33 protein-coding genes are annotated in these 24,587 nt (G+C 38.3%); 18 read left to right on the top strand and 15 right to left on the bottom strand.

What is annotated here, in order from left to right:
- Positions 1-33 precede the first annotated feature (33 nt).
- The 5 genes from AB3N04_RS07890 to AB3N04_RS07870 all read right to left on the bottom strand — a co-directional run bounded on the left by AB3N04_RS07890 (position 34) and on the right by AB3N04_RS07870 (position 3,222).
- Entirely contained in the window at positions 34-1,134 is a 1,101-nt protein-coding gene (locus AB3N04_RS07890; protein ID WP_368505546.1) for an ABC transporter ATP-binding protein, read from the bottom strand.
- Between the two features lie 111 nt (positions 1,135-1,245).
- Positions 1,246-2,133 carry a PucR family transcriptional regulator gene (locus AB3N04_RS07885; protein ID WP_368505545.1) on the bottom strand — a complete coding sequence of 296 codons (888 nt, stop codon included), beginning with the start codon at positions 2,131-2,133 and terminating at the stop codon, positions 1,246-1,248.
- A 109-nt stretch (positions 2,134-2,242) separates the two neighbouring features.
- Entirely contained in the window at positions 2,243-2,416 is a 174-nt protein-coding gene (locus tag AB3N04_RS07880) for a hypothetical protein (protein ID WP_368505544.1), read from the bottom strand.
- Positions 2,417-2,468: 52 nt separating this feature from the next.
- Positions 2,469-2,684: a DUF5342 family protein gene (locus AB3N04_RS07875; RefSeq protein ID WP_368505543.1), complete on the bottom strand. Its 216-nt coding sequence runs from the start codon at positions 2,682-2,684 to the stop codon at positions 2,469-2,471.
- A gap of 70 nt (positions 2,685-2,754) precedes the next feature.
- Complete coding sequence (locus tag AB3N04_RS07870; RefSeq protein ID WP_368505542.1) at positions 2,755-3,222, bottom strand: hypothetical protein; 468 nt, start codon at positions 3,220-3,222, stop codon at positions 2,755-2,757.
- A gap of 144 nt (positions 3,223-3,366) precedes the next feature.
- Between AB3N04_RS07870 and AB3N04_RS07865 the strand changes: the two genes are divergently transcribed.
- A complete protein-coding gene (locus AB3N04_RS07865; RefSeq protein WP_368505541.1) occupies positions 3,367-4,506 on the top strand; it encodes a DUF445 domain-containing protein in 1,140 nt (379 codons plus the stop codon).
- A 115-nt stretch (positions 4,507-4,621) separates the two neighbouring features.
- Positions 4,622-4,978 carry a YlbF family regulator gene (locus AB3N04_RS07860; RefSeq protein WP_317123415.1) on the top strand — a complete coding sequence of 119 codons (357 nt, stop codon included), beginning with the start codon at positions 4,622-4,624 and terminating at the stop codon, positions 4,976-4,978.
- Positions 4,979-5,025: 47 nt separating this feature from the next.
- Here the strand turns inward: AB3N04_RS07860 and AB3N04_RS07855 are convergent, their stop codons facing one another.
- Positions 5,026-5,226, bottom strand: coding sequence for a hypothetical protein (locus AB3N04_RS07855; protein ID WP_368505540.1), 201 nt, complete (start codon positions 5,224-5,226; stop codon positions 5,026-5,028).
- Positions 5,227-5,390: 164 nt separating this feature from the next.
- Between AB3N04_RS07855 and AB3N04_RS07850 the strand changes: the two genes are divergently transcribed.
- Positions 5,391-6,236 (top strand): Cof-type HAD-IIB family hydrolase, encoded by an 846-nt coding sequence (locus AB3N04_RS07850; RefSeq protein WP_368505539.1) that lies wholly within the window; start codon positions 5,391-5,393, stop codon positions 6,234-6,236.
- Between the two features lie 44 nt (positions 6,237-6,280).
- Here the strand turns inward: AB3N04_RS07850 and AB3N04_RS07845 are convergent, their stop codons facing one another.
- A complete protein-coding gene (locus tag AB3N04_RS07845) occupies positions 6,281-6,463 on the bottom strand; it encodes a YhzD family protein (RefSeq protein ID WP_368505538.1) in 183 nt (60 codons plus the stop codon).
- A 166-nt stretch (positions 6,464-6,629) separates the two neighbouring features.
- Between AB3N04_RS07845 and AB3N04_RS07840 the strand changes: the two genes are divergently transcribed.
- From AB3N04_RS07840 to AB3N04_RS07785, 12 genes are all read left to right on the top strand, one after another.
- Entirely contained in the window at positions 6,630-7,361 is a 732-nt protein-coding gene (locus AB3N04_RS07840) for a hypothetical protein (protein WP_368505537.1), read from the top strand.
- 30 nt (positions 7,362-7,391) lie between these two features.
- The gene (locus tag AB3N04_RS07835; protein ID WP_368505536.1) at positions 7,392-7,769 is read left to right on the top strand and encodes a GntR family transcriptional regulator; all 378 of its coding nucleotides are present in this window, start codon (positions 7,392-7,394) and stop codon (positions 7,767-7,769) included.
- 24 nt (positions 7,770-7,793) lie between these two features.
- Positions 7,794-8,666: an ATP-binding cassette domain-containing protein gene (locus AB3N04_RS07830; RefSeq protein WP_368505535.1), complete on the top strand. Its 873-nt coding sequence runs from the start codon at positions 7,794-7,796 to the stop codon at positions 8,664-8,666.
- A gap of 40 nt (positions 8,667-8,706) precedes the next feature.
- The gene (locus AB3N04_RS07825) at positions 8,707-9,606 is read left to right on the top strand and encodes an ABC transporter ATP-binding protein (RefSeq protein ID WP_368505534.1); all 900 of its coding nucleotides are present in this window, start codon (positions 8,707-8,709) and stop codon (positions 9,604-9,606) included.
- Positions 9,599-10,864 carry an ABC transporter permease gene (locus AB3N04_RS07820; RefSeq protein WP_368505533.1) on the top strand — a complete coding sequence of 422 codons (1,266 nt, stop codon included), beginning with the start codon at positions 9,599-9,601 and terminating at the stop codon, positions 10,862-10,864. Before AB3N04_RS07825 ends, AB3N04_RS07820 begins: the two co-directional genes overlap by 8 nt.
- A gap of 84 nt (positions 10,865-10,948) precedes the next feature.
- Positions 10,949-11,215 carry a hypothetical protein gene (locus AB3N04_RS07815; protein WP_368505532.1) on the top strand — a complete coding sequence of 89 codons (267 nt, stop codon included), beginning with the start codon at positions 10,949-10,951 and terminating at the stop codon, positions 11,213-11,215.
- Between the two features lie 33 nt (positions 11,216-11,248).
- Positions 11,249-12,007 carry a membrane protein insertase YidC gene (yidC, locus tag AB3N04_RS07810; RefSeq protein ID WP_368505531.1) on the top strand — a complete coding sequence of 253 codons (759 nt, stop codon included), beginning with the start codon at positions 11,249-11,251 and terminating at the stop codon, positions 12,005-12,007.
- Between the two features lie 546 nt (positions 12,008-12,553).
- Complete coding sequence (locus tag AB3N04_RS07805) at positions 12,554-13,237, top strand: response regulator transcription factor (protein WP_317123426.1); 684 nt, start codon at positions 12,554-12,556, stop codon at positions 13,235-13,237.
- Positions 13,234-14,631: a sensor histidine kinase gene (locus AB3N04_RS07800; RefSeq protein ID WP_368505530.1), complete on the top strand. Its 1,398-nt coding sequence runs from the start codon at positions 13,234-13,236 to the stop codon at positions 14,629-14,631. The genes AB3N04_RS07805 and AB3N04_RS07800 overlap by 4 nt, the downstream gene beginning before the upstream one ends.
- A gap of 69 nt (positions 14,632-14,700) precedes the next feature.
- Entirely contained in the window at positions 14,701-15,897 is a 1,197-nt protein-coding gene (locus AB3N04_RS07795; protein ID WP_368505529.1) for an MFS transporter, read from the top strand.
- Between the two features lie 113 nt (positions 15,898-16,010).
- Positions 16,011-16,970, top strand: coding sequence for a 3'-5' exoribonuclease YhaM (gene yhaM, locus AB3N04_RS07790; protein ID WP_368505528.1), 960 nt, complete (start codon positions 16,011-16,013; stop codon positions 16,968-16,970).
- 64 nt (positions 16,971-17,034) lie between these two features.
- Positions 17,035-17,313 (top strand): sporulation YhaL family protein, encoded by a 279-nt coding sequence (locus tag AB3N04_RS07785; protein WP_368505527.1) that lies wholly within the window; start codon positions 17,035-17,037, stop codon positions 17,311-17,313.
- 288 nt (positions 17,314-17,601) lie between these two features.
- On the opposite strand, the gene AB3N04_RS07780 is transcribed toward AB3N04_RS07785, so the two are convergent.
- Complete coding sequence (locus AB3N04_RS07780) at positions 17,602-17,718, bottom strand: YjcZ family sporulation protein (RefSeq protein ID WP_368505526.1); 117 nt, start codon at positions 17,716-17,718, stop codon at positions 17,602-17,604.
- A gap of 151 nt (positions 17,719-17,869) precedes the next feature.
- Positions 17,870-18,784: a peptidylprolyl isomerase gene (locus AB3N04_RS07775; RefSeq protein ID WP_368505524.1), complete on the bottom strand. Its 915-nt coding sequence runs from the start codon at positions 18,782-18,784 to the stop codon at positions 17,870-17,872.
- A gap of 266 nt (positions 18,785-19,050) precedes the next feature.
- Between AB3N04_RS07775 and AB3N04_RS07770 the strand changes: the two genes are divergently transcribed.
- Positions 19,051-19,137 (top strand): YjcZ family sporulation protein, encoded by an 87-nt coding sequence (locus AB3N04_RS07770; RefSeq protein ID WP_075683146.1) that lies wholly within the window; start codon positions 19,051-19,053, stop codon positions 19,135-19,137.
- 59 nt (positions 19,138-19,196) lie between these two features.
- Positions 19,197-19,292, top strand: a complete 96-nt coding sequence (locus tag AB3N04_RS07765; protein WP_368505523.1) for a YjcZ family sporulation protein — start codon at positions 19,197-19,199, stop codon at positions 19,290-19,292.
- Positions 19,293-19,622: 330 nt separating this feature from the next.
- On the opposite strand, the gene AB3N04_RS07760 is transcribed toward AB3N04_RS07765, so the two are convergent.
- Positions 19,623-19,802 carry a hypothetical protein gene (locus AB3N04_RS07760; protein WP_368505522.1) on the bottom strand — a complete coding sequence of 60 codons (180 nt, stop codon included), beginning with the start codon at positions 19,800-19,802 and terminating at the stop codon, positions 19,623-19,625.
- A gap of 167 nt (positions 19,803-19,969) precedes the next feature.
- On the opposite strand from AB3N04_RS07760, the gene AB3N04_RS07755 reads away from it, so the two are divergent.
- Positions 19,970-20,566: a YpmS family protein gene (locus AB3N04_RS07755; protein ID WP_368505521.1), complete on the top strand. Its 597-nt coding sequence runs from the start codon at positions 19,970-19,972 to the stop codon at positions 20,564-20,566.
- A 49-nt stretch (positions 20,567-20,615) separates the two neighbouring features.
- Here the strand turns inward: AB3N04_RS07755 and AB3N04_RS07750 are convergent, their stop codons facing one another.
- From AB3N04_RS07750 to AB3N04_RS07730, 5 genes are all read right to left on the bottom strand, one after another.
- Entirely contained in the window at positions 20,616-21,158 is a 543-nt protein-coding gene (locus AB3N04_RS07750) for a DUF3267 domain-containing protein (protein ID WP_368505520.1), read from the bottom strand.
- Positions 21,159-21,332: 174 nt separating this feature from the next.
- Positions 21,333-21,929, bottom strand: coding sequence for an HTH-type transcriptional regulator Hpr (locus tag AB3N04_RS07745; protein WP_368505519.1), 597 nt, complete (start codon positions 21,927-21,929; stop codon positions 21,333-21,335).
- Positions 21,930-22,120: 191 nt separating this feature from the next.
- Positions 22,121-22,468 carry a YtxH domain-containing protein gene (locus tag AB3N04_RS07740; RefSeq protein ID WP_368505518.1) on the bottom strand — a complete coding sequence of 116 codons (348 nt, stop codon included), beginning with the start codon at positions 22,466-22,468 and terminating at the stop codon, positions 22,121-22,123.
- A gap of 311 nt (positions 22,469-22,779) precedes the next feature.
- The gene (serC, locus tag AB3N04_RS07735) at positions 22,780-23,868 is read right to left on the bottom strand and encodes a 3-phosphoserine/phosphohydroxythreonine transaminase (protein ID WP_368505517.1); all 1,089 of its coding nucleotides are present in this window, start codon (positions 23,866-23,868) and stop codon (positions 22,780-22,782) included.
- A gap of 142 nt (positions 23,869-24,010) precedes the next feature.
- Positions 24,011-24,445 carry an HIT family protein gene (locus tag AB3N04_RS07730; protein ID WP_368505516.1) on the bottom strand — a complete coding sequence of 145 codons (435 nt, stop codon included), beginning with the start codon at positions 24,443-24,445 and terminating at the stop codon, positions 24,011-24,013.
- Positions 24,446-24,587 lie beyond the last annotated feature (142 nt).

Below are 24,587 nucleotides of genomic sequence, written 5' to 3'. Positions count from 1 at the left end.
ACCAGTAAGATGGTAAAGTCGCTTATGTTTGGATTAGTTACGAATACGTAGTTCTGTTTCTGGGTCAAAGAAGTGAACTTTGTTCATATCAAATGCTAAATCAAGGGATTGGCCACCTGCAATGTCTGTACGTGAATCGATACGTGCAACAAAGTTTTGGCCATGTAGAGAAGAATAAAGCACCGTTTCTGCCCCTGTTAACTCTGCTAAATCAATGTCCACTGTAATTTTCGTCTCAGGTGAAGATTCAATGAATAATAACTCATCATGAATATCCTCAGGGCGAATTCCAAGAATGATTTCTTTATCCGCAAAGCCCTTCTCACGGATAGTAGTGAGCTTACCAGCTGGAACTTTGATTGATACATCTCCAACTTTAAATGTATCCCCATCAATTCGACCACTAATAAAGTTCATTGAAGGAGAACCGATGAAACCACCAACAAAGACATTCTCAGGGTTATCATAAACTTCTTTAGGTGAACCAACTTGTTGGATAAAGCCGTCTTTCATAATGACGATACGAGAGGCCATTGTCATTGCTTCGGTTTGATCATGCGTAACATAAATTGTCGTTGTTTGAAGACGCTTGTGAAGCTTTGTAATCTCAGCACGCATTTGAACACGTAATTTAGCGTCAAGGTTCGATAATGGCTCATCCATTAAGAATACTTGTGGATCACGAACAATTGCACGACCGAGGGCTACACGTTGGCGTTGTCCACCAGACATGGCTTTAGGCTTACGATCAAGCATTTCTTCAAGTCCTAAGATCTTTGCAGCATCACGAACACGACGGTCAATTTCATCTTTTTTAAATTTGCGAAGTTTTAATCCAAATGCCATATTTTCATAAACGTTCATATGTGGATAAAGAGCGTAGTTTTGGAAAACCATCGCAATGTCGCGATCTTTTGGTGCAACATCATTTACACGGCGATCACCGATATATAGATCTCCTTTTGAAATATCCTCAAGTCCTGCAATCATTCGTAAAGTGGTTGATTTACCGCAACCAGACGGACCGACGAATACGATAAATTCTTTGTCTTTAATATCAAGGTTAAAATCGGTAACTGCTGTTACATCACCATCATATATTTTATAAATGTTTTTTAAGTGGATATCTGCCATGTTAATTCCCCCTGCTTGTTTGTACTCTCATTGTAACCCCTTTCATTTCTTGTGTGCTATAGTCAGAGTGCACAAGCTTTTCTATTCAAACTGTGCACTCTGACTATTCACTTAAGAATGGTTATGGAGCAATAGAAGGAAATAAACAAGAGTAGCCTGGGAAAATTGTTTAATATCGATTCCTGTTCGTTCAACAAACTTATCAATCCGGTATTGTAAACTATTACGGTGCATATGAAGAGCTTTAGCAGCTTGCGTTGTATTTAAGTTATGCTCAAAATAGGTCGTAATACTTGATAGAAGTTCTTTATCCTCAAGTAAATCTGCCGTAATTAAACGATCAAGTAATGAAGTTATTTCTGTTTCGGGAACAAAGCGCATCAAGTAAAGTGGAAGGACTTCGTGTTCCTGATACACATGCTTCGTCCGACTTGTACTCAAGAGGTAGTGAAAGGATTGCTCTTGCCTAAAAAAGGATTCTCTTGAGTCGGATACGTTTGATTGGATACCAATAAAAACATATAAATCAACGTAGAAGTCCGTTGAGATCGCTTCTGCAAAGTTTTCGTATTCTATTTCGTCTTCTTGGTCTGCTCCGTCTAAGACAAGAACACCGTATTGTTGATTGATCCATATCAGTGCTTTGACATGGGGGTATGCATCATGCCAGGTAGACGTGAAGGCTTCATAATCGTCAAGTACTTCACTTAAGTAAAAATGGACCAACTGTACGTGTTCTACTCCATTTGGAACGTTACCTTCTTCTAGTAACCATTCTGCCCACTGCTTATCGACCTCATTAGTTGGTGTGGGTGTATGCTGGTATTCTTTATAAAGAAGCATTAAGAGTGTTTTTTCTTTTTCCGTTAATTGATTTCTCCAAAAGCCAGTAGGCTTGCCACTCTCATCTACAAGCCATAATACATCTGGATGGGGAGGGGTTAGCTTTTGGGGGACAAGAGCCCCTTCAAATAAGCGGTTTAGTTTGTCGTTTAACATCGTTCCGTACACCTCGTTTGAATCCGTCTGTTTTTGAAGTATATCAAACAACGCCCGCCTAAAAAACACAAAATCCCTCTCACATTTAAATGAGAAGGATTTCTGGTTCTTATTTATTTTCGTTTGGACGATCTTCTTTTTCTAATTCTCTTGTTTCTTCAATAATACCAGCGTGGGTTTCATTGACAACTCCGCCACCAAGCCCTTCATTTATCATCCGATCGATATCCATAAAAAATTCGTCGCGTCCTTCATTACATGATTCTTTTTTCTTTTCTGACATCGCTCATCCCTCCTTTTTAATTAGGATGGATTTGGAGTAAACAATCTATGCATTAATGTTCTTCATATACATGATAAAGCATTAAATCATGAATTTTAGGCTCAAGCTCTTTTTTCTTTTCCTCTGAGGGAATGGGATGACTCCACGCAATCGTTCCGTCTTTATGATAAGATCCCGTATGATAAAGACCTTGATGGAAAAAGGAAAAGGCCCATTCACGTCTGACTAAATTATTACGAATTTCTTTCCACTGAAAATGAGAAATCATTTCAAAAACCTCCCTGATGCGACTGTACTAAAGCGATTACATTTACTATATCACGCCAGGGTTTATTGTGTTAGGCTTCCTTTTCAGAAATATCATCGGAATGCCAATGCCCACCGCCAAACCATAGATACACCTTCCCATCACGATCCTCTAAATAAGAAAAACAGACAAGTCCAGCTTGCAAAGCCATTTTGATTCCTGCTTCATCATTATAGCGAATTCGTCTATACAATACACCTAAGTCTTGCAGTGTTGCCTCTGTTAAGTTTGCCAACAAGTGAGTTTGTTTATATTTAGGAGAGATAAGCATACTAGATAACTTCGAACCATAATGTGAGACAACCGAGCAGGCAATAATTTTACCTTCCCAAAGAGCGATTTTAATAGAAGTACCAGCATCCTCAATATGATGTTTTTTCAATTGGAAGATCCATGAATAGACGCTTTGTCGAGGTGATTTATCATATCTTTTTGAAAAACGAATAAGTGGACGACGATACTTTTCCCAGTTATCATACGATAGACTAACGATTTTCATCGCAGTTTCCTCCTTTTTTCTTAATCAAAAGAAAGAGACAAATATTCGGTTTAAAGCTAATCTTGAACTAGCAAACACGGAGCTTGATATCGTATACTATGTGATATGTGCCTATAGGGTGATTCACAGAAAGGGTGACACTAGTTGCATACTGCATGGTTTATTGTATTTATGATGGTTATTGGAGCTGTTATTGGCGGCATGACCAATTCATTAGCAATTAAAATGTTATTTAGACCTTATACCGAAAAACGAATTGGAAAATGGAAGGTTCCTTTTACACCGGGTTTAATCCCTAAAAGACACCAAGAGCTTGCAACTCAACTTGGCCAAATGGTTGTACAGTACTTATTAACAGCAGAAGGACTTGGAAATAAGTTGAAGAGCACCGCCTTTATGGATGCGATGAATGAGTGGTTACGTTCTGAGCTAGAAAAGCTGCTCCGCAGTGAGCAAACTGTAGCAAACATACTAGAAGAAAAACTAGGAGTGGACCAACCTAAGCAAGCACTGGTCCAAAAAACAGAAGAGGTCATTGAGGGAAGTTACAATCGATTTTTCTCAGAAAATCGTCATCAACCAATTGGAGAAGTATTACCTGTTGGTATAAGTAAGAAGTTAGATGAGAGTGTACCGCTTGTGGCGACTTTCTTACTAGAAAGAGGACAAACTCTCTTCAGTAGCGAGGAAGGAAAAGAACGATTAAGTCAAATGATTGACCGCTTCTTATTAAATAAAGGCACACTGGGAAATATGATTTCAATGTTTCTTGGCAATGAGCGACTTGTCGATAAATTACAGCCGGAACTGATGAAGTTTATGCGTGATGCGGGAACAAAACGGATGATCGAAGATATTTTGCACAAGGAATGGCATAAGTTAAAGCAAAAAGATGTAGCAATGATTGAAGCCCACCTTAATAAAGAAGATATAATTCAATATGTCACGTCTTCAATTGAAAGAAATGTACCGCTCTATCAATGGATCGAGCAGCCATTTTATAAGTGGACCGGCTCATTTGAAGAACGTTTGCTAACTGAATGGGTACCGAAAATGGTGGATGCAACTTCTGATCTATTAGCTAGTCACCTAGAAGGATTGTTAGAGAGATTACATCTTGAAGAAATCGTACGGGAACAGGTGGAGGCTTTCTCTGTAGAACGTTTAGAGGAGCTTGTATTAACGATTTCTAAAAGAGAATTTAAAATGATCACTTATCTAGGAGCTTTATTAGGTGGAATGATTGGCTTTATTCAAGGTTTAGTTGTCTTGTTTCTTGGGTAAAGTGACTATGAGAGAGTGAGACTGTAAATATTGTTTAAATTCGCCTAATTGGATGAATTGTCGGTTTAGACATGTTATAGTCGTAAAGACTATTTTTTTAGGAGGACGTTATAGAATGTCAAATGTATACGATAAGGCTCATGAATTAAAGAAAGCAATTGCTGAAAGTGAAGAATTCTCTGCACTTCAATCAATGCATGAACAAATTGAAGCGGATGATATCGCGAAAAAGATGCTTGAGAACTTCCGTAACTTGCAGTTAGAGCTTCAACAAAAGCAAATGCAAGGTATTCAGATTTCTGAAGAAGAAGCTCAACAAGCTCAGCAACAATTTGAACTTGTTCAGCAACATGAGCTAATCTCAAAACTAATGGAAGCAGAACAACGTCTAAGTGTCATCATTGGGGATATCAACAAGATTATTACAGAACCACTTGAAGAGATCTACGGTAACCCAGAAGGTCAACAATAAGTAGTGAATACAAAAGCGACAGGCATTGAAAATGCCTGTCGCTTTTTTTAGTTACCGGGTGTTTGTTCTTTTATCTTCTTCCCAATTAATACAGCCATATGCAACACAAATCCCGCAAATAACCCAACAGATGCTGCACCGAGCAATGCAATAGCATACTGGTTAATCGTATCTCCTTCTAATTGAAGGCTCGTTAAAATCATAAAAATGGCTGGAACAACTAAGTAAAATTGAACAAAAGTCTTCATATAAACTCCTTTTTACTGAATGTCTAAAAAAAGTATAGCGAAAGTAAAGGAATTCGTCTATTTACTTTTAGTTCTAATGCGATGTCATGATACATACAGTCTAGAGAACAGACAGGCAGACCGAAATGGGACGTGTCGTCGTAAAGAAAAAGGGGGAAAGCATCATGACGTACCGATTACTAGCCCTGAACATTGATGAAACATTAATTGGTTCTAACGCTAAGATCTCAAAGCAAACGAAAGCGGCAATTGAGTATGTAAGACAAAAAGGGGTCTATATCACACTTGTTACTTCAAGACCTCATTCTTCTGCAAAAAGAATAGCCAAATCATTAAAACTAGATGGATACCTCATTACGAATGATGGGGCATTTGTGGCAAGTGATCCTGAAGATCCTTTATATGTAAAAAGGATCAGTGTGAACACGACCCTACAGCTTGTTGAATTATTAGAGCAATATGACTGTCATATTCGCGTGCTGCATGAAAGTTTTGCGATTGGCAATAAAACCCGTCAAAAAAATCAATTAATCGCAAAAATGACGATAGGAGTAGGGGACCCGCTGTTTTATCCAGTTTCTTTTGTCGACTCGGTTTATGATCGTTTAATGCAAGAAGCGATTGCCCCACCGAAAATTCAAGTTCAATTTTTTGATGAAGCGGAACAACAATCGGCTCTAAAGCAGCTCAATGAAATGGTTAGTGGAATCAATATTGTATCCATACGTGAGGGCAAATTGGAAATTGTAGCAGAAGGGGTCTCGAAATTAAATGGTTTGCAACAAGTGGGCCAAGAGCTAGGGATTTCTCTTCAAGAAATGGTTGCTGTAGGTATAGAGGCAGACGATGTCGAGATGGTTGAACAAGTTGGTTTAGGAGTGGCAATGGGGAATGCAGCAGATGAGGTTAAACATGTTGCAGACTGGATCACTCGTTCTAATAAGCAAAACGGTGTCTCCTACATGATTCGCGAGGTTTTTAGAAAGCAGCTACGTGTACAAGTAGAATAGGTAGCAAAAGCACAGTTCAATGAACTGTGCTTTTGCTTATTAGACTAGACGTGGAATAATAATAATTTACCAGAGCGAGTTAGACGATGCGTGTGATTAGTAAAGTTCTTTTCATCTAACTTCTTTTTTCCTACTTCTTGTGCTGCTTGGTCATCGGCCGCTTCAATCTTCTCCTCAAAAACCATTTCACCATTCGGCTCATAAACCGTTAAAAAATATTCGTTCATTCCATTACCTCCTACACCATTGTAAGAATAGTGTAAAATTAAACGCTTACATAAGCAAGTGAAATAAAAATGGAAATTATTGTTTTTTATTATTGCTTTTAAAATAAAGTGGTCATATACTGTGTATATAGATATAAACACCAATACACTTTAAGAGGTGAAGCTCATGTCGGAAAATCAATTAATTAGGAAGATCATTTTGTTCGAGTTGAAGAATACACCATTCATAAAGTATGTCTGGATGGCTGCTGCGATCGGTTTAATTGTTTTTTTAGGGACACAGTTTATTGATGAAGTAAGCGGGGGCGGACGTTTACCTGTTATTTATGACTTTTTATTTTTTAGTGCTTTATCAATCGCTTATACGGTAAGATACAAACCATTTAACATCCAAGATGTAAAAGGAGGTTTGTATGCCAGCTCCTTTTTTATCTTACTAAAACAAACGCCTATTGCTGACCGAGTCATTATGAAAAGCAGATTTATAATGAGTGCGATTTATATCCTTACGTTTAATTCGATTGTGTTTATGTTGTTCTATGTTTTCTCAACCAGTATAAGAGAAGGGTTATCAGTCGCTGAGGCAATCATTCTTGGTATAAGCTGGCTGGCCATCAGCTGTGTCTGGGGTGGAATGTATGCAGCAGGTGAACCGGGTGGTAGATATTCACCTGTAGCTTTGGTAATTTGGAGTGTCATTTACATTGTAGTACTTATTATTTTACTAACTGCATTTAATCTGTTGGCAGGAGCTCCTTATATTATTTGGTCTATAAATGTCGTACAAACAAATCCGTTATTACTCTTAGCGATTACACTCTTGTTTTTGTTGATTGCCACGGTCATTTGGATTTTTTCATACAAGTATTATGAAAATACAACAGATTATCATTTGTAATTGTTCTACCACTAGAAAGGAGGTCTTTGATTGAAGTTACCAATAAGCGTCCAAGAGGGCTCACGTACTCCGATTTATCATCAAATCGAAGAACAAATCAAAGCACTCATTGTTTCAGGGCATGTTAGTACAGGAATGCCGTTGCCGTCTATAAGAGCCTTATCTAAAGATCTTGCTTGTAGTGTAATCACCACAAGACGTGCTTACCAAAATCTAGAGCAGCAGGGTTATATAAAAACAAGCCAAGGCAGAGGTACATTTGTAGCTGAAATAGATGAACGGGCTAAGAAAGAAGCAAAAGCAGAAGCTGTATATGAGACGTTTAGACGAGCAATAGAAGTAGGAAGAAGGCACAATTATACGGATGAGGAATTGAGGAATTTATTTGAAGAAGCTTTAATGGAATAGAGCGATTACAGGGAGGGGTAAGAAATGATTTCTTTAAAAGACATTTATAAAAAGGTAGATAAAAGCTTTGAACTTGGCCCATTATCATGTCATATCGAACCTGGAAATATTGTGGCACTCGTTGGAAATAACGGAGCTGGAAAATCAACTTTATTTCAACTAATAATGGGTTTAGTGAAAAAGGAAGGCGGGGAGATTGAATATTATTTTGATGATAGCAGTCAAAATGGATGGAAGCAGGCATTTGCTTATGTCCCGCAAACACCACTTATGTACCAAGGGTTTACAGTAGCACAATTAGCTGATTTTTTTGAAATGAGCTACCCAGGCTGGAATCGTAATGAGTTTAATAGGCTTACTTCATTATTTGATTTGCCCTTAAAGAAACAAGTGGAAAAACTTTCAGGCGGGATGCAGAAAAAAGCGATGCTCTCCTTAACATTGGCGCGAGAGTCAAAGGTTTTATTTTTAGATGAACCACTAGCAGGCGTCGATCTTGAAGGGCAAGAACAAATGAAAGACGAGATGGTTCGGTATATGGAGCGTGGGGAGGAACAAACGATTTTATTTGCGACTCATTCTTCAGATGAGATTAGAACTCTAGCTGATTATGTATTGCTTATGAAGGATGGTCAATTACTCAATCAATTTGAAAAAGATTCGCTCGTTGAGTCATGGAAGAGGATCTGGGTCCAAGCAGATAAACAAGTGGTGCTTCAAATGAATGGTGTAATCTCAGCTGTTCAACAGGGACCATTATGCGAATGTTTGACCTCAAATTTAAGAGAAACAGAAAAAGAGCTCACAAGATTGGGGATTACGATTAGCACCTTTCAAGCAATGGAACTTAGAGAAATATTACGAGTCATTTTAAAACAAGAAACCAAATCAGCCTAATCACGTATAAGGAATAAATGACATAAAGGTGGGTAATGAAATGACACTCAACATTACAAACATTACGAAGCGCTTTGGTCCATCACTTGCAGTAGATAAACTCTCCCTTCAAGTTCCTAAAGGGGAGATGTTTGGAATGCTTGGGGCGAATGGAGCTGGGAAAACAACTACCTTCAGAATGATGCTTGGGTTACTTGAACCTTCTGAAGGAGAGATTACGTGGAATGGTAAAAAAATTGATTATTCGAGGACAAATGTAATCGGCTATCTACCTGAGGAAAGAGGGTTATATCCTAAGCTAAAGGTAAGAGACCAACTCATCTATTTAGGTCGCCTTAAAGGGATGGCTAAAAAAGATATTCTAGTAGAAATGAAAAAATGGCTTGACCGTTTTAAAATAACAGATTATGAGTCAAAAAGAATTGAAGAGTTATCAAAAGGGAACCAGCAAAAAATTCAATTCATTGCCTCTGTTATTCATAAGCCTGAGCTCCTTATTCTAGATGAACCATTTAGTGGTCTAGATCCTATTAATGCAGAGTTATTAAAAGAAGCGGTTATTGACTTAAAAAGACAAGGGACAACGATTGTATTCTCGAGTCATCGAATGGACCATGTAGAAGAGCTATGCCAGCATTTATGTATTCTCCATCATGGAAGTCCTGTGGTTCAAGGAAATTTAAGAGAAATTAAACAGAGCTTTAGAAATAAGTTCATTGTTATTGAAGGAGAGAGATCTTTTGATTTTTTGAAAAACCTACCTGGCGTAATTAAATTTAAACAAAAGCAAGAAGGTGTGAGGCTTCAAGTTGAAGATGAGGAAGTAGCGAAGGTGATTTTCTCTCACGTTGCAAAAGAAGGGTATGTGAGGAAGTTCGAAGTAGAAGAACCAAGCCTTCAAGACATCTTTATTGAGAAAGTAGGGACAGCATATGCGTAACTTTGGTATCATTCTTGCTCATACATATAAGAATCGATTAATGTCAAAAGCCTTTTTGATCTCTACAGCTATTACACTAGTATTTATGATGTTTATTATTAATATGGACCGAATTTTCATGATGTTTGAAGAGGATGCTGAGAGTAGAGGAGTAGAAGTAGCTTTAGTGGAAGAGAGTGGGGAATGGTTCTTGCCTTTATCTGAACAACTCGAACCACACTCTGATCGAATTCAATTAATTGAAACATCTTTAAATGAAGAAGAGGCTCTAGAAGCAGTTTCAGATGGGGAATATGGTGCCGCATTAGTGGTGCAGGAATCCAATGATGGATTACCTCGAGCTACCTTTTATTCAGATTCACTAGCACAGCAATTTACCCCTATGCAAATTCAAAATGCGCTTCAACATATTAAAGAAACACAGGTCACTCAAGAGCTTGGTTTAAGCAGTGAGGCATTGGCTGAAATCTATTCCCCGGTCTCTTTTGAAACATCGACGGTCAGCGATTCTGCTAGATCAGAGAGGGAGTTGAACCAAGCTAGGTCGTTTGTATATGTATTGCTTTTTGTCATCTATTTCTCTGTGCTAATCTTTGGCAATATGATCGCAACAGAGATTGCCACGGAAAAATCATCACGAGTGATGGAAATTCTCGTATCGAGCGCTTCGCCAGTGGCCCAAATGTTCGGCAAAATAGTGGGAATAGGCTTGTTGGCGCTCACGCAATATGGCCTTATTTTTCTTGTAGCAGTTGGAAGTTCTGTGGTTAGTCAAGAGGAGGGTGAAGGCGGCTTCACGATGATTCAAACGTTACTAGGTGAGAGTATTCCGCTAGATCTTATCGGCTATGCTGTATTATTCTTTTTGTTAGGTTATCTCCTTTATGCAACGCTTGCTGCCACTTTAGGGTCGCTGGTAAGCAGGATTGAAGATGTAAATCAAGTTATTGGACCTATGAATCTATTAGTAATTGTGGCATTTTTCATTGCGATGTTTGGGATCAATGCACCTGAATCTAGCTTTATTACGATCACCTCATTTATCCCATTTTTTAGTCCGATGATTATGTTCCTTCGAGTCGGAATGTTAACGATTCCTCTATGGGAATTTTTACTTTCAGTTGGAATTCTAGTTTCGACAATTGGAATCTTAGCCATTATCGGCTCAAGAATTTTCAAAGGTGGCGTATTATTATATGGAAAGAGTTCTGCATTTAAAGATATTAAACGAGCGATTCAAATGACAAAAAAAGAATAACTGAATTGGAAATTAGATTGAATTTGTATCCGATAAAAAATGTGATATGATAACTCTAACTTAAACAGAAAGGAGGGCGAATAGATGATAGAGGTTATTTCTGATATGACGATGCTCTGGTTAGGTGTAGCAATGACATTGTTACTTGTCGCTGCTTTTGCACGAGCAAGTGTAGTGAATGTGTGGTTTACATTTCACGTGGCGAGTAAGAAGCAACTGCTTCAAACAGAATGCATTGAATTAGTAATTGCAGCTCTTATTCGCCCTTCATCAAGTACGTATCGACCTAAGATACCATCCGTTTTTGATAAGGGCTCTAGCGATGACGAGCCACATTCACTTGTTGTTTAACTTTTAGAATTTAAACAACAAGGAGGATGTATAGTGAAAAAAGTAGGGTGGATTTTATTAATCATTGTATTACTCACAGCATTAGCAGGTTGCGGAGCGAACGGGCAGCCGATTACAGCAGAGACGGAAGGGATTTGGAATCACTTCTTTGTCTATCCGCTTTCTTGGGTACTTATTAGTGTAGCGGATCTTTTTAATGGCAGTTTCGGATTATCCATTGTTGTTGTAACGATTGGTATTCGATTATTCTTATTGCCACTAATGGTGAAACAGCAAAAAAGCAGCCGCGCTATGCAAGCTCTTCGTCCTGAAATGGATGCTCTTCAGAAAAAGTACGGACAAGGTACAAAGCGTGATCCAAAAGACCAACAGAAGATGCAAAAGGAATTGATGGCTTTATATAAAGATAGCGGAGTTAATCCAATGGCAGGTTGTTTACCGCTATTTATTCAATTACCTGTGATGATGGCCTTTTATTTTGCGATTATGCGTACGGAAGTGATTGCACTGCATTCTTTCTTATGGTTCGATTTAGGTGCCCCTGATCCATTATATTTATTACCGGTTATAGCAGGGATTACGACATTCCTACAGGTGAAGATGACATCTTTTCAGCTTAATGATCAGATGAAGATGATTATCTATATTATGCCAATCATGATTGTAGTAGCGGGTGTCACGTTACCATCTGCGCTCTCTCTTTACTGGGTTGTTGGAAATGTATTTATGATTATTCAGACGTATTTTACCGTCGTGAGATTTGAACAAATGAAAACAGAAGTAACAAAATAACCATGAGAGGACTCCTTATTTTTAGGAGTCCTCTTTTTAAAGAGGAAACCTTCCGCTTTCCCCTATTTCAGATAATAGTTCATTGACATTTGTACGATAAAACTTTTTAGAGAAAATGGTAGTCCCTATTGCGGCTAGCAGCTCTTACTTACAGAAATCCCCTTATTGCAGATATAGAGATAAAAAGGCCCTCAACATGGGCACTTTTTTTGATCGTACGAGGTTTAATGAAAGCGAAAAGAATGTGGGAAATCTAGTTATTTCATGTTATTTGTCATGATAAGATAGTCTCGAACTACATTTTACGTGATAATAATGAGAAGAACATTTAAATACAGCTTTAGACAGGAAATGTTCTTACCCGGGAAATAATCGACGGTAAAATCCCTATTATGCAAGCAAATAAAGTGAATGTTTTAGAGGATTATTTCTCGCCTTAGTTTAAATTAGGCCAATAGTGGAAAATGTACTAAAATAGGTGTAAAGACAAATTAGTTAGTAGGAAATGATTAATTTGTCCGTATAGACAAGAAGGAGGATGCGGGAATGGGACAATATCTCGTTTATCTCGTTGAGGATGAACAAAACTTATCAGAAGTATTAAAAGCTTATCTTGAAAAAGAAGGCTGGGAAGTACGCGTATTTAATGATGGGGACGCTGCTCGCGATGCAATAGAAGACAAGCCTCATTTATGGATATTAGATATTATGTTACCTGGTACAGATGGGTATCAATTGTTGAAGGGGATCAAAGAAAATGGGGATACGCCAGTTATTTTTATTTCTGCTCGAGATCAAGACCTTGACCGTGTGTTAGGACTTGAAATGGGTAGTGATGATTACTTAGCGAAGCCGTTTTTACCTCAAGAGCTTATTATTCGTGCTAAAAAGTTAGTGAATCGCGTATATGGTTCAACTTCACAAGACCAAAAGAAGATTGATCTTAATCAATATATCATTGATCCAGTAGGGCGTACGGTTGTAGATTCAGAAGTGAGTGACGAAGAAATTGTTGACCTTACGACTAAAGAAATGGATCTTATCTTGTTATTAACCGGTGAGATTGGAAAAGCTTTCTCCCGTGAGAAGATTATTGAGCACGTATGGGGTGAGAATTACTTTGGCTCAGAGCGTGCAGTTGATGATGTAGTTCGTCGTGTACGTAAAAAGATGCCGCGTATCCATTTAGAAACATTATACGGATACGGATATAGGGTTCTTTCTTCATGATCAAAGTGAACTTAGCCAAGCGTATATGGCTTGCTTTTATTTCACTCATTGTATTAGTTGCTTTATCGATTATTATTATTTATCCGATCTCGATTAAAGGAACATTAACAGAAGAAACGTATCGACTAATTGAAACAGCACAAACCAGATATGCGTATCCCTTGCTCGATTTGATTGATCCAAGAGATGAAGCTGGAGGGTTCATGGATCGTCGTGAAGCCGGAGATATTGGGCACTTTTTTATTCATGATACTGTTGGACGTGCTCCGGTCGGTGATTCATTTCCTCCACCTGATATCTTGCTTGAAATGGCTCAAAATGCCTACAGGCAAGAAGCGAATCGGGGAAGATATGAGATTCAATATGGAGAGGCAACGGTGTTTTATGTGATTTCAAAAGCACAGGTGCAAGGAACTCCTGGATTTCATATTTCTTACATGTGGGATACGTATCGTGATCAAATGGTTAACAGACTGTGGGAACGTTTATTGTATTTACTCTTATTGACTAGTGGTCTAAGTCTATTGCCAGCAATTTGGCTAAAGCATTATTTACGACAACCATTAATTGTGTTAGGAAACCACCTTGAACAAATAGCTAATCGCGATTGGAAAGAGCCGTTAAAATGGGATGGCGATGAGGATTTCCAACGATTGTCTGATCAATTTGAAAAAATGCGTCAGAACTTAAATAGCTATGATCGAGCGCAGAAGACGTTCATTCAACATGCTTCTCATGAACTGAAAACACCTATTATGGTGATTAAAAGTTACGCTCAATCAGTTAAGGATGGTATTCTTCCTAAAGAGAATATGGAACAAACGATGAATGTAATTATTGAAGAGGGTAATCGAATGGAACGTCGTGTAGTAGATATGCTATATTACACAAAGCTTGATTCCTTAAAAGAAGAAACTCCTAAGCATGAGGAAATAATCTTTGGTTCAGTTGCTTTCCAAATAGAAGAGCGTTTTCGCGTACAGCGTGAAGATGTTAAGATCAAGATTATCGGACCTGAAACAAAGATTCATGGAGACGTCGAACAGCTTGAAGTGTTGCTTGAGAATTTAGTTGAGAACGCGCTTCGGTATGCAGTCGATACCATTTGGGTTACGGCAAAATCGTTTGAGGACCGTGTCGAGGTTAGTGTTGAAAATAATGGAGAGCATATTCCTGAAGCGGATCTTCCACAACTCTTTAATCCATTCTATAAAGGAAATAAAGGGAAGTTTGGATTGGGACTTGCGATTGTTAAACGAATCGCTGAGTTACATGGAGGTCATCCTAAAATTGAAAACAGTGATGTTGGAGTAAAATTCGTTATAACCTTCCCAACACCAAATCTAAAAGAACAAACAGCCAATAGAACAAAGAAAAAGGAGAAGAAGTCATAGATTGACGCTTCTTCTTTTTCATTTTATACTTATTTCGATACACTAATTAATGTAAAGAAGGATCATACTATGAAAAATAAAGAATTTAAGTCTTTATTCATGCTGATGATCAATATGTTTGTCATAATGATGGGGATAGGATTAGTGATTCCAATTCTTCCTTATTACGTAGAAGCATTTGGTGCATCTAGTTTTGAATTAGGTTTACTTATTGCTGTTTTCTCCTTTATGCAATTTTTGCTTGCTCCTTTTTGGGGTAAAATGTCTGATAAATATGGCAGGAAGCCTCTGATTGCTATTGGTATGTTTGGGTTTGCTGGTGCTGAATTTATTTTTGCTTTTGCAACTGAGCTATGGATGCTCTTTCTCTCTAGAATGCTTGCTGGTTCTTTCGGTTCGGCAATTATGCCAGCTGCTATGGCCTATGTCTCTGATCGCACCTCACCGGAAAAACGCGGACATGGGATGGGAATGCTTGGAGCTGCAATGGCGTTAGGAATCGTGTTTGGCCCAGGGGTAGGAGGATGGTTAGCAGAAGTAAGCTTAGCGTTACCGTTTCTCTTTGCAGGGGTTGCAGCAACACTTGCTGGTATCTTCTCTTTGTTCCTTTTACCTGAATCACTGTCAAAAGAAAAGCGGGCAGAATTGGCAATTACAGCTGACCATAGCAATCAATTTGTTCAGATGTGGCAAGCGATTAAGAGTCCTGTAGGTTTTTTATTATTACTGGTATTTGGTTTAAGCTTTGGGCTAGCCAATTTCCAAACGATTTTTGGAATGTATGCTCTACATCAATTTAACTATTCACCTTCACAAGTTGGATTTATTATGGTGTTGGTTGGAGTCATAGGAGCAGTTGCTCAAGGTGGTCTTGTCGGGAGACTAACGCTGCGCTTTGGGGATGAAAGAGTAGTCTTAGGCGCACTTCTTTTAAGTGGAGTTGGGTACATCGTAATGATGCTCGCCTTTGACCTTCCAACCGTGATATTGACAACATGTTTGTTTTTCTTAGGAAATTCAATTCTCAGACCAGCTGTGAATACGATGATTTCAAAGCTGGCAGGGGATAGGCAAGGAATGATTATGGGGTTAAATAACTCCTTTTTAAGTCTAGGAAATGTTGTCGGTGCTATGCTTGCTGGATTGATGTTTGAGTGGAGTATGTACCTTCCTTATAGTATGGGAGCTCTTACGATGTTTATTGCATTTATTGCAACGGTCTATTGGCTTGCTAAACGAAAGCAAGCAATAAAATCAACTGCTTAGCAAGAGGAACCTGTTCTCTAGACAAGAGAGTAGGTTCTTCGCGTTTGTGAAAAGGCTTCTTCAAATATGCTATACTATAAGGCAAAGATATAAATTAAAATGAGGTGAAACGGTTGAGTAAAGGAATCCGCTATCATAAAGTAGGCGAGAAGATTGAATCTTATTTACTAATTAAAACAGCTACTAAAGGAATTGCGAGTAACGGCAAGCCGTTCTTAACATTAATCCTAGGCGATCATACAGGAGAGCTTGAAGCAAAGCTTTGGGGATGTTCGCCTGAAGATGAAGTGGCGTTTGCTAGTAAGGCCATTGTACATATACAAGGTGATGTGATTGAATACCGCGGACGCCTTCAACTAAAGATTGGCAGCATCCGTCCAACAACGGCGATGGATAATGTAAAGGTGGCAGATTTTGTGCGCTCTGCTCCGATATCACCAGAAGATATGCTTGAAGAGGTAACACAATACATTTTTGAAATGAAGAACCCCACGATTCAGCGTATAACTCGCTTTTTATTAAAGAAGCATCAGCAGGCATTCCTTGAATCACCAGCTGCGACAAAAAATCATCATGAATTCGTATCAGGGCTTGCATATCATGTTGTATCAATGTTGAAAATTGCCAAAGACTTAGCAAGCCTCTATCCAACGTTAGATAAAGATCTTCTTTATGCAGGTGTGATTTTACATGACTTAGGGAAGGTTCGTGAGTTATCTGGACCGATAGATACGAAATACACGATTGAGGGAAAGCTTTTAGGTCACATCTCCATTATGGTTAATGAGATTGGAGAAGCAGCTAAAGAGCTTGAGCTTGATGGGGAAGAAGTATTAATTCTTCAACATATGGTGTTAAGCCATCATGGAAAAGGCGAATGGGGCTCACCAAAAGTACCTGTCGTTCGCGAAGCTGAAGTGCTTCATATGATTGATAATGTCGATGCGAAAATTAATATGATGGACCGAGCACTTGAACGTGTCCAACCAGGAGATTTCTCAGAACGTGTTATGGCTTTAGACAACCGTAGTTTCTATAAACCAACTTTTCATGAACCGCCATTAGATATCTAGGTTCTAGTTTTCCCCCTAGCGACATATTCATTACTACAAGAAGACAAGCAAGGGGGAAAAAGAGATGGACAAACGTCAAAAGAACCAACGCTTAGCACTGATTTTGTTAATTATCTTAGCTACATTGTTTGTTTTGACTCAAACAGCGATAGGAGCAGCTCTACTAGCAAGCCCATGGTGGGTCTATTTCGTTATTGCAGGGATTTTACTTAGTGGATACTTGTCGGTGAAATATTCGAAGGAAGAGCGTGAATTTGAGCAAGAATGGATTGAAAAAGAAGGTAATGTCTATATGGAAAGACTAGCGGAAGAGAAAGCACGCCGCATCAAAGAAAGGTCGTAGCATCAGCTACGACCTTTTTGTGCGAGTAAAGCTATTCGGCCTCGCTATAGTCTAGCTGCGGCTCGTTGCCCTGCGGGTAAAAACGGTGAATCACATGAAGTCAAAGAGCGACTTCATATTGCTCCCCTTATTTTTTCCGCATGCCAGCCTACTCGCCTCCACTTTTCTTGTCTAGCTGTATGGCTCAGGTCATCCGTCGTTTTACTTTGTCAAACGAAGCAAAAAGCGCTTCTCATTGCCAAAGCTCCATCGCCCTCATTCCTAAACGAGCCAGCTTCGCTTTTCTATTTAACAGTAGAATGTTGCTCCTACGATGACTAATAGGATAAAGAGAATTACGACTAATGTAAAGCCGTTATCGCCGTAATCGCACTCATAACCTTGTGTTGGACCTTTTTTTGACATGCTACTCATCCTTTCGTATCCATAATTAGGGTGCTCCCTTAATCTAACGTATGCAGGTGTCTAATTTTTGACATAGGCTTATGTGTAATTTGGGCTTACTTCCAAAACGCAAAAAAACAACACTAGTTACACTAGCGTTGTTTTTTATATGTTATTCGTTTGTTTCTTCTGCTTCTTCATTTTCGTCGAACAGGTCAGCGAATTCAGGATCTTTCACATCAATATCCGCGTTGTCGATCAAATCACGTAAAACTTCTTCAGTTGATTTTGATTGTTCTTGAGTAAGAGCTTGTTCAATATCATCTGCAAAGTCTTCATAACTAGATTTTCGATCTGTTACTTTAATAATATGGTATCCATATTGAGATTCTACTGCGTCGCTTACTTCACCTACTTCAAGGGCAAAGGCAGCTTCTTCAAATTCAGAAACCATCTCACCTTCACCAAAGAACCCTAATTCTCCGCCACGTGTAGCAGATCCATCCATTGAATACTCAGCAGCTAAATCGGCAAACTCTTCGCCTTCTTCTAACTTCTGAAGAACTTCGTTTGCAGTATCTTCATCTTCAACAAGAATATGGCTTGCTTCAACTTGTTCAGCATATAATTCTTCATTTTCTTCGTAGTAAGCTCGTTTGTCTTCTTCAGTCACATTGACCTCTGATTTCGCAAGCTTATCCAAAACAATTGGCGGTACAACCATGTCTTCAACAAATTCATCCATTGATTCATACGACATGTTAAATTGTGCTTCCAGGATTTCAAGAAGCTCTTCGTCAGATTCCACGTTTAATTGTCCCTTAAAGTTTGCAATACCTTCTTCAACTTCTTCTTCTGTAACACCTACTTCTTCCTTGGCGTCAGCGATCAAGATGCGTTGAACCATTTCTTCTAAAGTAGCTTGACCATAACGTTCTTTCATTTTATCAAAAAACTCAGCTTCTGTTATTTCATTTCCCTCAACGGTTACAACTACCTCAGAATCAGATGTTGTTTCTTCGTTGTTACAAGCTGCAAGAGCAGTTAGACAAGCTAGCCCTACCGCAGCGATTATTCGTTTATTCATTTATTCCACTCCTCAAATTGTCGCTAGTCATGTGTTTTGGAAACATCTATTTAATAAGGAATCAGGTTGTTTCGCTTATAAATAATTAGGTTTACACAATGAGTAGTCGAACCTTAATACAGAAAATACTATACCATATATTGAGGTTTTAAAGAAGGTTTTCCAAAGGAATTGAACACGTGAATTAGATATTTAGGGCAATCGCCTAGTACCTAAACGAGGCGATTGCATAGTATATCCTAACAAAGCAAAGAGGAGGTGTTCTTATGTCTCAAGGATATCATGGTGGTGGTTTTGCGTTAATCGTGGTGTTGTTCATCTTATTAGTAATTGTCGGTGCAGCTTGGTGCTAGCATCTACTACACACCTCTTTACGGAATAACACTTTACTAGCAGAGAGGAGGATTTCACAATGGGTCACTCTTATGGATATGGATATAATGGATTTGCGTTGCTTGTCGTGTTATTTATCTTACTAGTGATTATCGGCGCTTCTTGGTGCTGCTAATAATCAAATAAAAAAAGAATGGAGCGCTGCAAAGGCGCTCCATTCTTTTTGAGTTAGCGACGTTTCTTCATGTCAGTTCAGTCGCCTTCGCTTTTCTTGTCTAGCTGTATGATTCAGATAATCGGTGCCTTCACTTTGCCAAACGAAGCAAAGTGCGCTTCTCATTGTCAAAGCTCCAGCCTCCTCATATCTAAGCGAATCATTCCGCTTTTCTTGTCTAGCTGTGGTTCCTTGTCCTTCGGATAAAAATGGTGAATCAAATGAAGTCAAAGAGCGACTTCATATTGCTCCCCCTTATTTTTTCACATGCCAGACCAGTCGCCTTCGCTTCTAGGTAAACATAAATTTTACGTATGTGGAAGTGAGTAAAATTGTCATAAGGATATTAATTGTGCGAAAAACTTTAGGTTGTTTTTCAGACGGAATTTCTCTACGTTCACACAATGCGTCCGTCATTGAATTAATCATGTACAAAATAAATAGGGCAAATAATACAAGGAAAAAGACCATCCAACTGCCTCCAGTCTAGCTTTGTCTTATACTAAACTTTAACAAAACTTTTTAAAAAAAGATAGAAGTATGCAAGATTTAGTTTTTCCGTATAAGGGAATGAGTGGGTAAGGATATTTGTAAAATGGTTTAGAAGCACGTACAATCACTAAAAAAGGGGTGAACCTATGACTGAGAATACAAAGAATCGATCTTTGTTTAAATGGGCTTTTTTCACGCTTGCTGCCATTAATGTCATTCTACTTATTCTGGCCTTTGTTTTCGTCATGAGACTAGTAGGTCCAATTGAGGATAATCACTTTGTAGAGACGGCACCAATCGATCGTGAGGCCACATTTACTATTGAAACGACAAAAAGTAAGCTTAATGGATTAATAGCGAATCAAATAGAGGAACAGGATGCGGGAGTACCATATGTTGTGGAGCTTGGTGATGAATTTATTCAATTTAGATCTGAATTTAATTTACTAGGTCAACGCGTTCCACTACAAATGAACTTTAAGCCTGAAGTGAGCAACAATGGAGATGTCTTACTATTAGCTGAGTCAGTATCTGTAGGCATTCTTCAGCTTCCTCAAGATCGAGCGATGCAGTTGATTAGAGATTATGCAGAGTTGCCTGAGTGGGTTGAGATCCACCCAACTGACCGTCTAGCCCATATAAAAGTAACTGAGATAGAAGTGGATCCAAAACTTGATTTTAGAGCTAGAACGATCAACTTAAAAGAAGATGAGATTGTCTTTGAAATGTTAGTTAATGAATAATAGGTAAACAGACAAAAAGCAGAATCCATGTTTATCATGGTTCTGCTTTTTATACTGCTTGCTTAATAAGGATATGAAACCCTTCATCATGATCTTCAATAAAGCACTTCTTAGGAGCCTTCAATAAGTGTGAAGCATAAACTAAATCGTAAAAGGCTAATCCAAAGTTGACTGAAGTAAGAATTGAAAAGTAAGGCAAGTATTCTGGCCACATAATGGATCCTATTGCACACAAGCTAGTAATAATGGCTAGTGGGGAGATAAGAGCTAATAAGTAGACATTTCTTGATAGTGGCTCTTTAAGCTTTATGGTCATCGTTGGTACAAACATATATTTACCAAATTTTATAATCGCACGTCCACCAAAAAGCCAAATGGGTAGGCAGTGGAGAATTTTATGTGAAATGACTAGTAGAAGTAAGCCAATAATAAAAGTACCTAATCCAAATTGAGTAAATTCTGTTGTTTGAACAATCGTACTCATAATTAAATAATAAAATAAGAACGAAAATAATACAGTACTTGTTGAAAACATGACTAGGCGCAACGTACCGTAATCACGAGAAATGTTAATGGTTTTCCAGCAGTTCATATCTAAGCTGCACCTCCTCAATCTAAGTGATTAATTTACGCTCTTTTTGGAGATAATGCAATACCTCTGACAAAAATAAAAGGATTTCGACAATAACAAACGTTTTCACGGTTTCATAAATAGGAAAAAGGACCGAATGGATATAACCCAACCGGTCCTTTTATCAGGGAATGATTAAGATGTTTCTTTTTTAGCTTCGTTCTCCTCGAGTAGCGTTTGTCTCGGTGAGAGGCGACCTCCTTCTTCAGTAAAGTCCTCTTCAAACTTTTGAAGCGTTTGTTCAAACATATCGATGAAATCTGGTCCGTAAATATGGCGGAGCATACTCATTATTTCTGAGAATTCTGGGAATTTACCGTATAGTTCTTTGATTGGCAAGGCGCCTCCATAGACACCGTACGTGCTCGGTTCATAAGCTTCTAAGGTTTTTAAGAACATATCTTTTCCTTCTTGAGTTAAACAGACATACGTATTACGTTTATCATTCTCTTTTTTTGAAAACGTAAGAAAGCCTCGTTCTTCAAGCTTTTTAGAAAAGTTAAATGCTGTAGAGACATGCATCACACCAAATTTGGCAATATCAGAAATGGAAGCGCCATCGAGGTGATAAGCAATCCACAAAATATGGTGCTCATTAATATTTAAATCAAATGGTTTAATCCAAGTCTGCCAATCTCTTTCTACAGACTTCCATAAGGCTTTGCTTAATTGAGCTACCTTATGATTAAAAATAACGGACTGTTTTAAAGAGTAAGGTTCATTTTGCTCCATTTTTCTCCCCCTATCCAATCTTCAACGTGAGTCTATACCGTAAAAATTGCTATTTCTAAATACTTTTATTACTTATTATGACAAGAGTTCACCTAAAAAGAAAGAGAAATTCTCTCGTTTTTAGAAATTTTCTAATAAATCACTATGAATCTATATTTATATAGTGATCACTACGGATAATGAAAAGCAGCTTAACTAAGCTGCTTCATTTCTTTGACTCGTTGTTGCAACGCATCGGTATCTTTTTTTAGTTGATTAAGGCTCGGTTGAACATCTTTTTTCCAATCTGAGATGACCTCTTTTACTTCGCCACTAACTTCTTTAATCGATTGAATGCCAAGTTGAGTGGTTTCAGTAACTTTTTCTTTCAAAATAATTGTATCGTTAGAAAATTGATTAACGTCTTGGCGCCATTTTTTCATCTTGGTTTTGTAACTCTGTTGTAAATCTCGTCCTGATGCAGGGGTGGTGAGAAGAGTAGCTGTGCTAGCTAAGACAATTCCTGTTGCAATCCCATAGAGCAATGATTTTGAATTCATAATAAGATTTCACCTCGATTGTATTTGATCGTCATGTATACACAGTTTGTTTCATAGAATAAAAAAAGGAGGGATCATGACTTATGCACGCATTCATTTTATTAGTTATATCCTTTTGTCTTCTAATGATCTATGGACTGATTTATGCAATCTCTAGGTTGGTAAAGTCAGGTGAGTCTACCGAGAGAACTTATTGGAAAAAAACAATATTTTTTATGTTTACGTTTGCTGTATTAAGTGGGGCTGTGTCTGGATGGCTCTTATCATATGTCTAGGAGAGAGCTGTCTATGGAGCAGCTCTCTCTTTTTCGTTAACTGTGTGTTTGCTGAAATTCTTCCATAAATGTACGAAGAGCGGTACAAGCTTCAAGAGGGACAGCGTTATAAATGGAAGCGCGACAACCGCCTACAGAGCGGTGGCCTCCTAAACCAACAAATCCTTTATCAGCAGCTTCATTCAAGAACGCTTTCGTTAAGTCTTCGTTAGGAAGAGTGAAGGTAACATTCATCCGTGAACGACTTTCTTTTGTAGCGTGTCCTGTGTAGAAGCCATTACTTTGGTCGATTGCTTCATAAAGTAAGTTTGCCTTCTTTTCGTTCAGTTCTTGGATAGCCAAAGCACCACCTTGATCTTGCACCCATCTTAAAACGTTACGAAGCATGTAGATCGCAAACGTTGGAGGTGTGTGGTAAAGGGAGTCTGCTTTTGCATGAGTTTGGTAGCGTAAAATGGTTGGAATATTATCATTTTCCTGTTCTAATAAGTCTTTTCTCACAATGACAACAGTTACTCCAGATGGACCTAAATTCTTTTGGGCTCCTGCATAAATTAGCCCGAATTTTTCGATGTCAAGAGGACGAGATAAAATATCACTAGACATGTCTGCAATTAAAGGGACATCTTTTGTGTCAGGGAACGATTGCCACTGTGTACCATAAATTGTATTGTTTGAAGTAAGGTGTACATAAGCATCGGTTGATTCAATGGTAGATGAGTCATACGAAGGAATTGACTTATATTGTTCATTTTTAGTAGATGCGGCAATACTTGCTTCACCGATTAATTGAGCTTCCTTAAAGGCTTTTTCTGACCAAGATCCACTCATCAAATAACTTGCTTTTTGACCTTCTTTAAGCAGGTTCATAGGGATCATTGAAAATTGTAAGCTCGCTCCTCCTTGAAGAAAGAGAATTTGATAATTGTCTGGTATGTTTAACAGTTTTTTTAATAGTTGTTTTGCTTCTTGGTGAACAGATTCGTACGTTTTGCTACGGTGACTAAGTTCCATTACGGACATGCCACTATCCTCAAAGTTTACTAACTCTTTTTGAGCTGTTTCTAAAACAGATTTAGGTAATGCTGATGGACCTGCATTGAAGTTATACACTTTTTTACTCATAAGCTCTACTTCCACTCCTTTAGTTCTGCACCACAGTAATGTTTCTATCTAATACGATTATCGTACCATAATTTATTTAAAAAAGAAGGGGAAAGTAAGGATATTTTCTGAATCTACAGAAAAAAAGAACTGACTATGGAAGTCAGTTCGTAACATGTGCTGAAATAGCAGCTGCCATCTCTTGTAATTGGGGCGGAGAATACTCAGAGCTATGATCTTTCCAGACTGCTCCAAATCCATCACCTTTACCGTAACGTGGGATCAAATGAACGTGATAATGGAAGACGGTTTGTCCTGCAACTTCACCATTATTATTCACGATATTTAAACCTTCTGGCTTATATGTAGCTTTAAGTGCTTTTGCAAGCTTAGGGACGACTGAAAAAAGGTGACTTGCAACGTCTGTATCAAGTTCAAAAACATCCACTTGATGTGCTTTAGGGATGATCAATGTGTGGCCTTTTGTTACTTGGCTAATATCCATGAAGGCTAAGACCTTCTCATCCTCATATACTTTAGAAGCCGGAATTTCTCCTTTAATAATTTTACAGAAGATACAGTTTGAATCATGAGACATCGAATCATCCTTTCAAATGGGTTTATTTTCTTTTTTCTACTATATCTTAGCAAGTGAGCTCGATGCAACTGCTTAAACTGTTTTGTAACAGTCATCGTTCACTGTTCTGTTATTGGCACAGACTAGGACATATGGTATGATA

Source organism: Alkalihalophilus sp. As8PL, assembly GCF_040939795.1.
Taxonomy (GTDB): Bacteria; Bacillota; Bacilli; order Bacillales; family Bacillaceae_D; genus Alkalihalophilus; species Alkalihalophilus lindianensis.
Note: the sequence above shows the minus strand (reverse complement) of the source record. Positions and strands in the feature narration are given on the sequence as shown.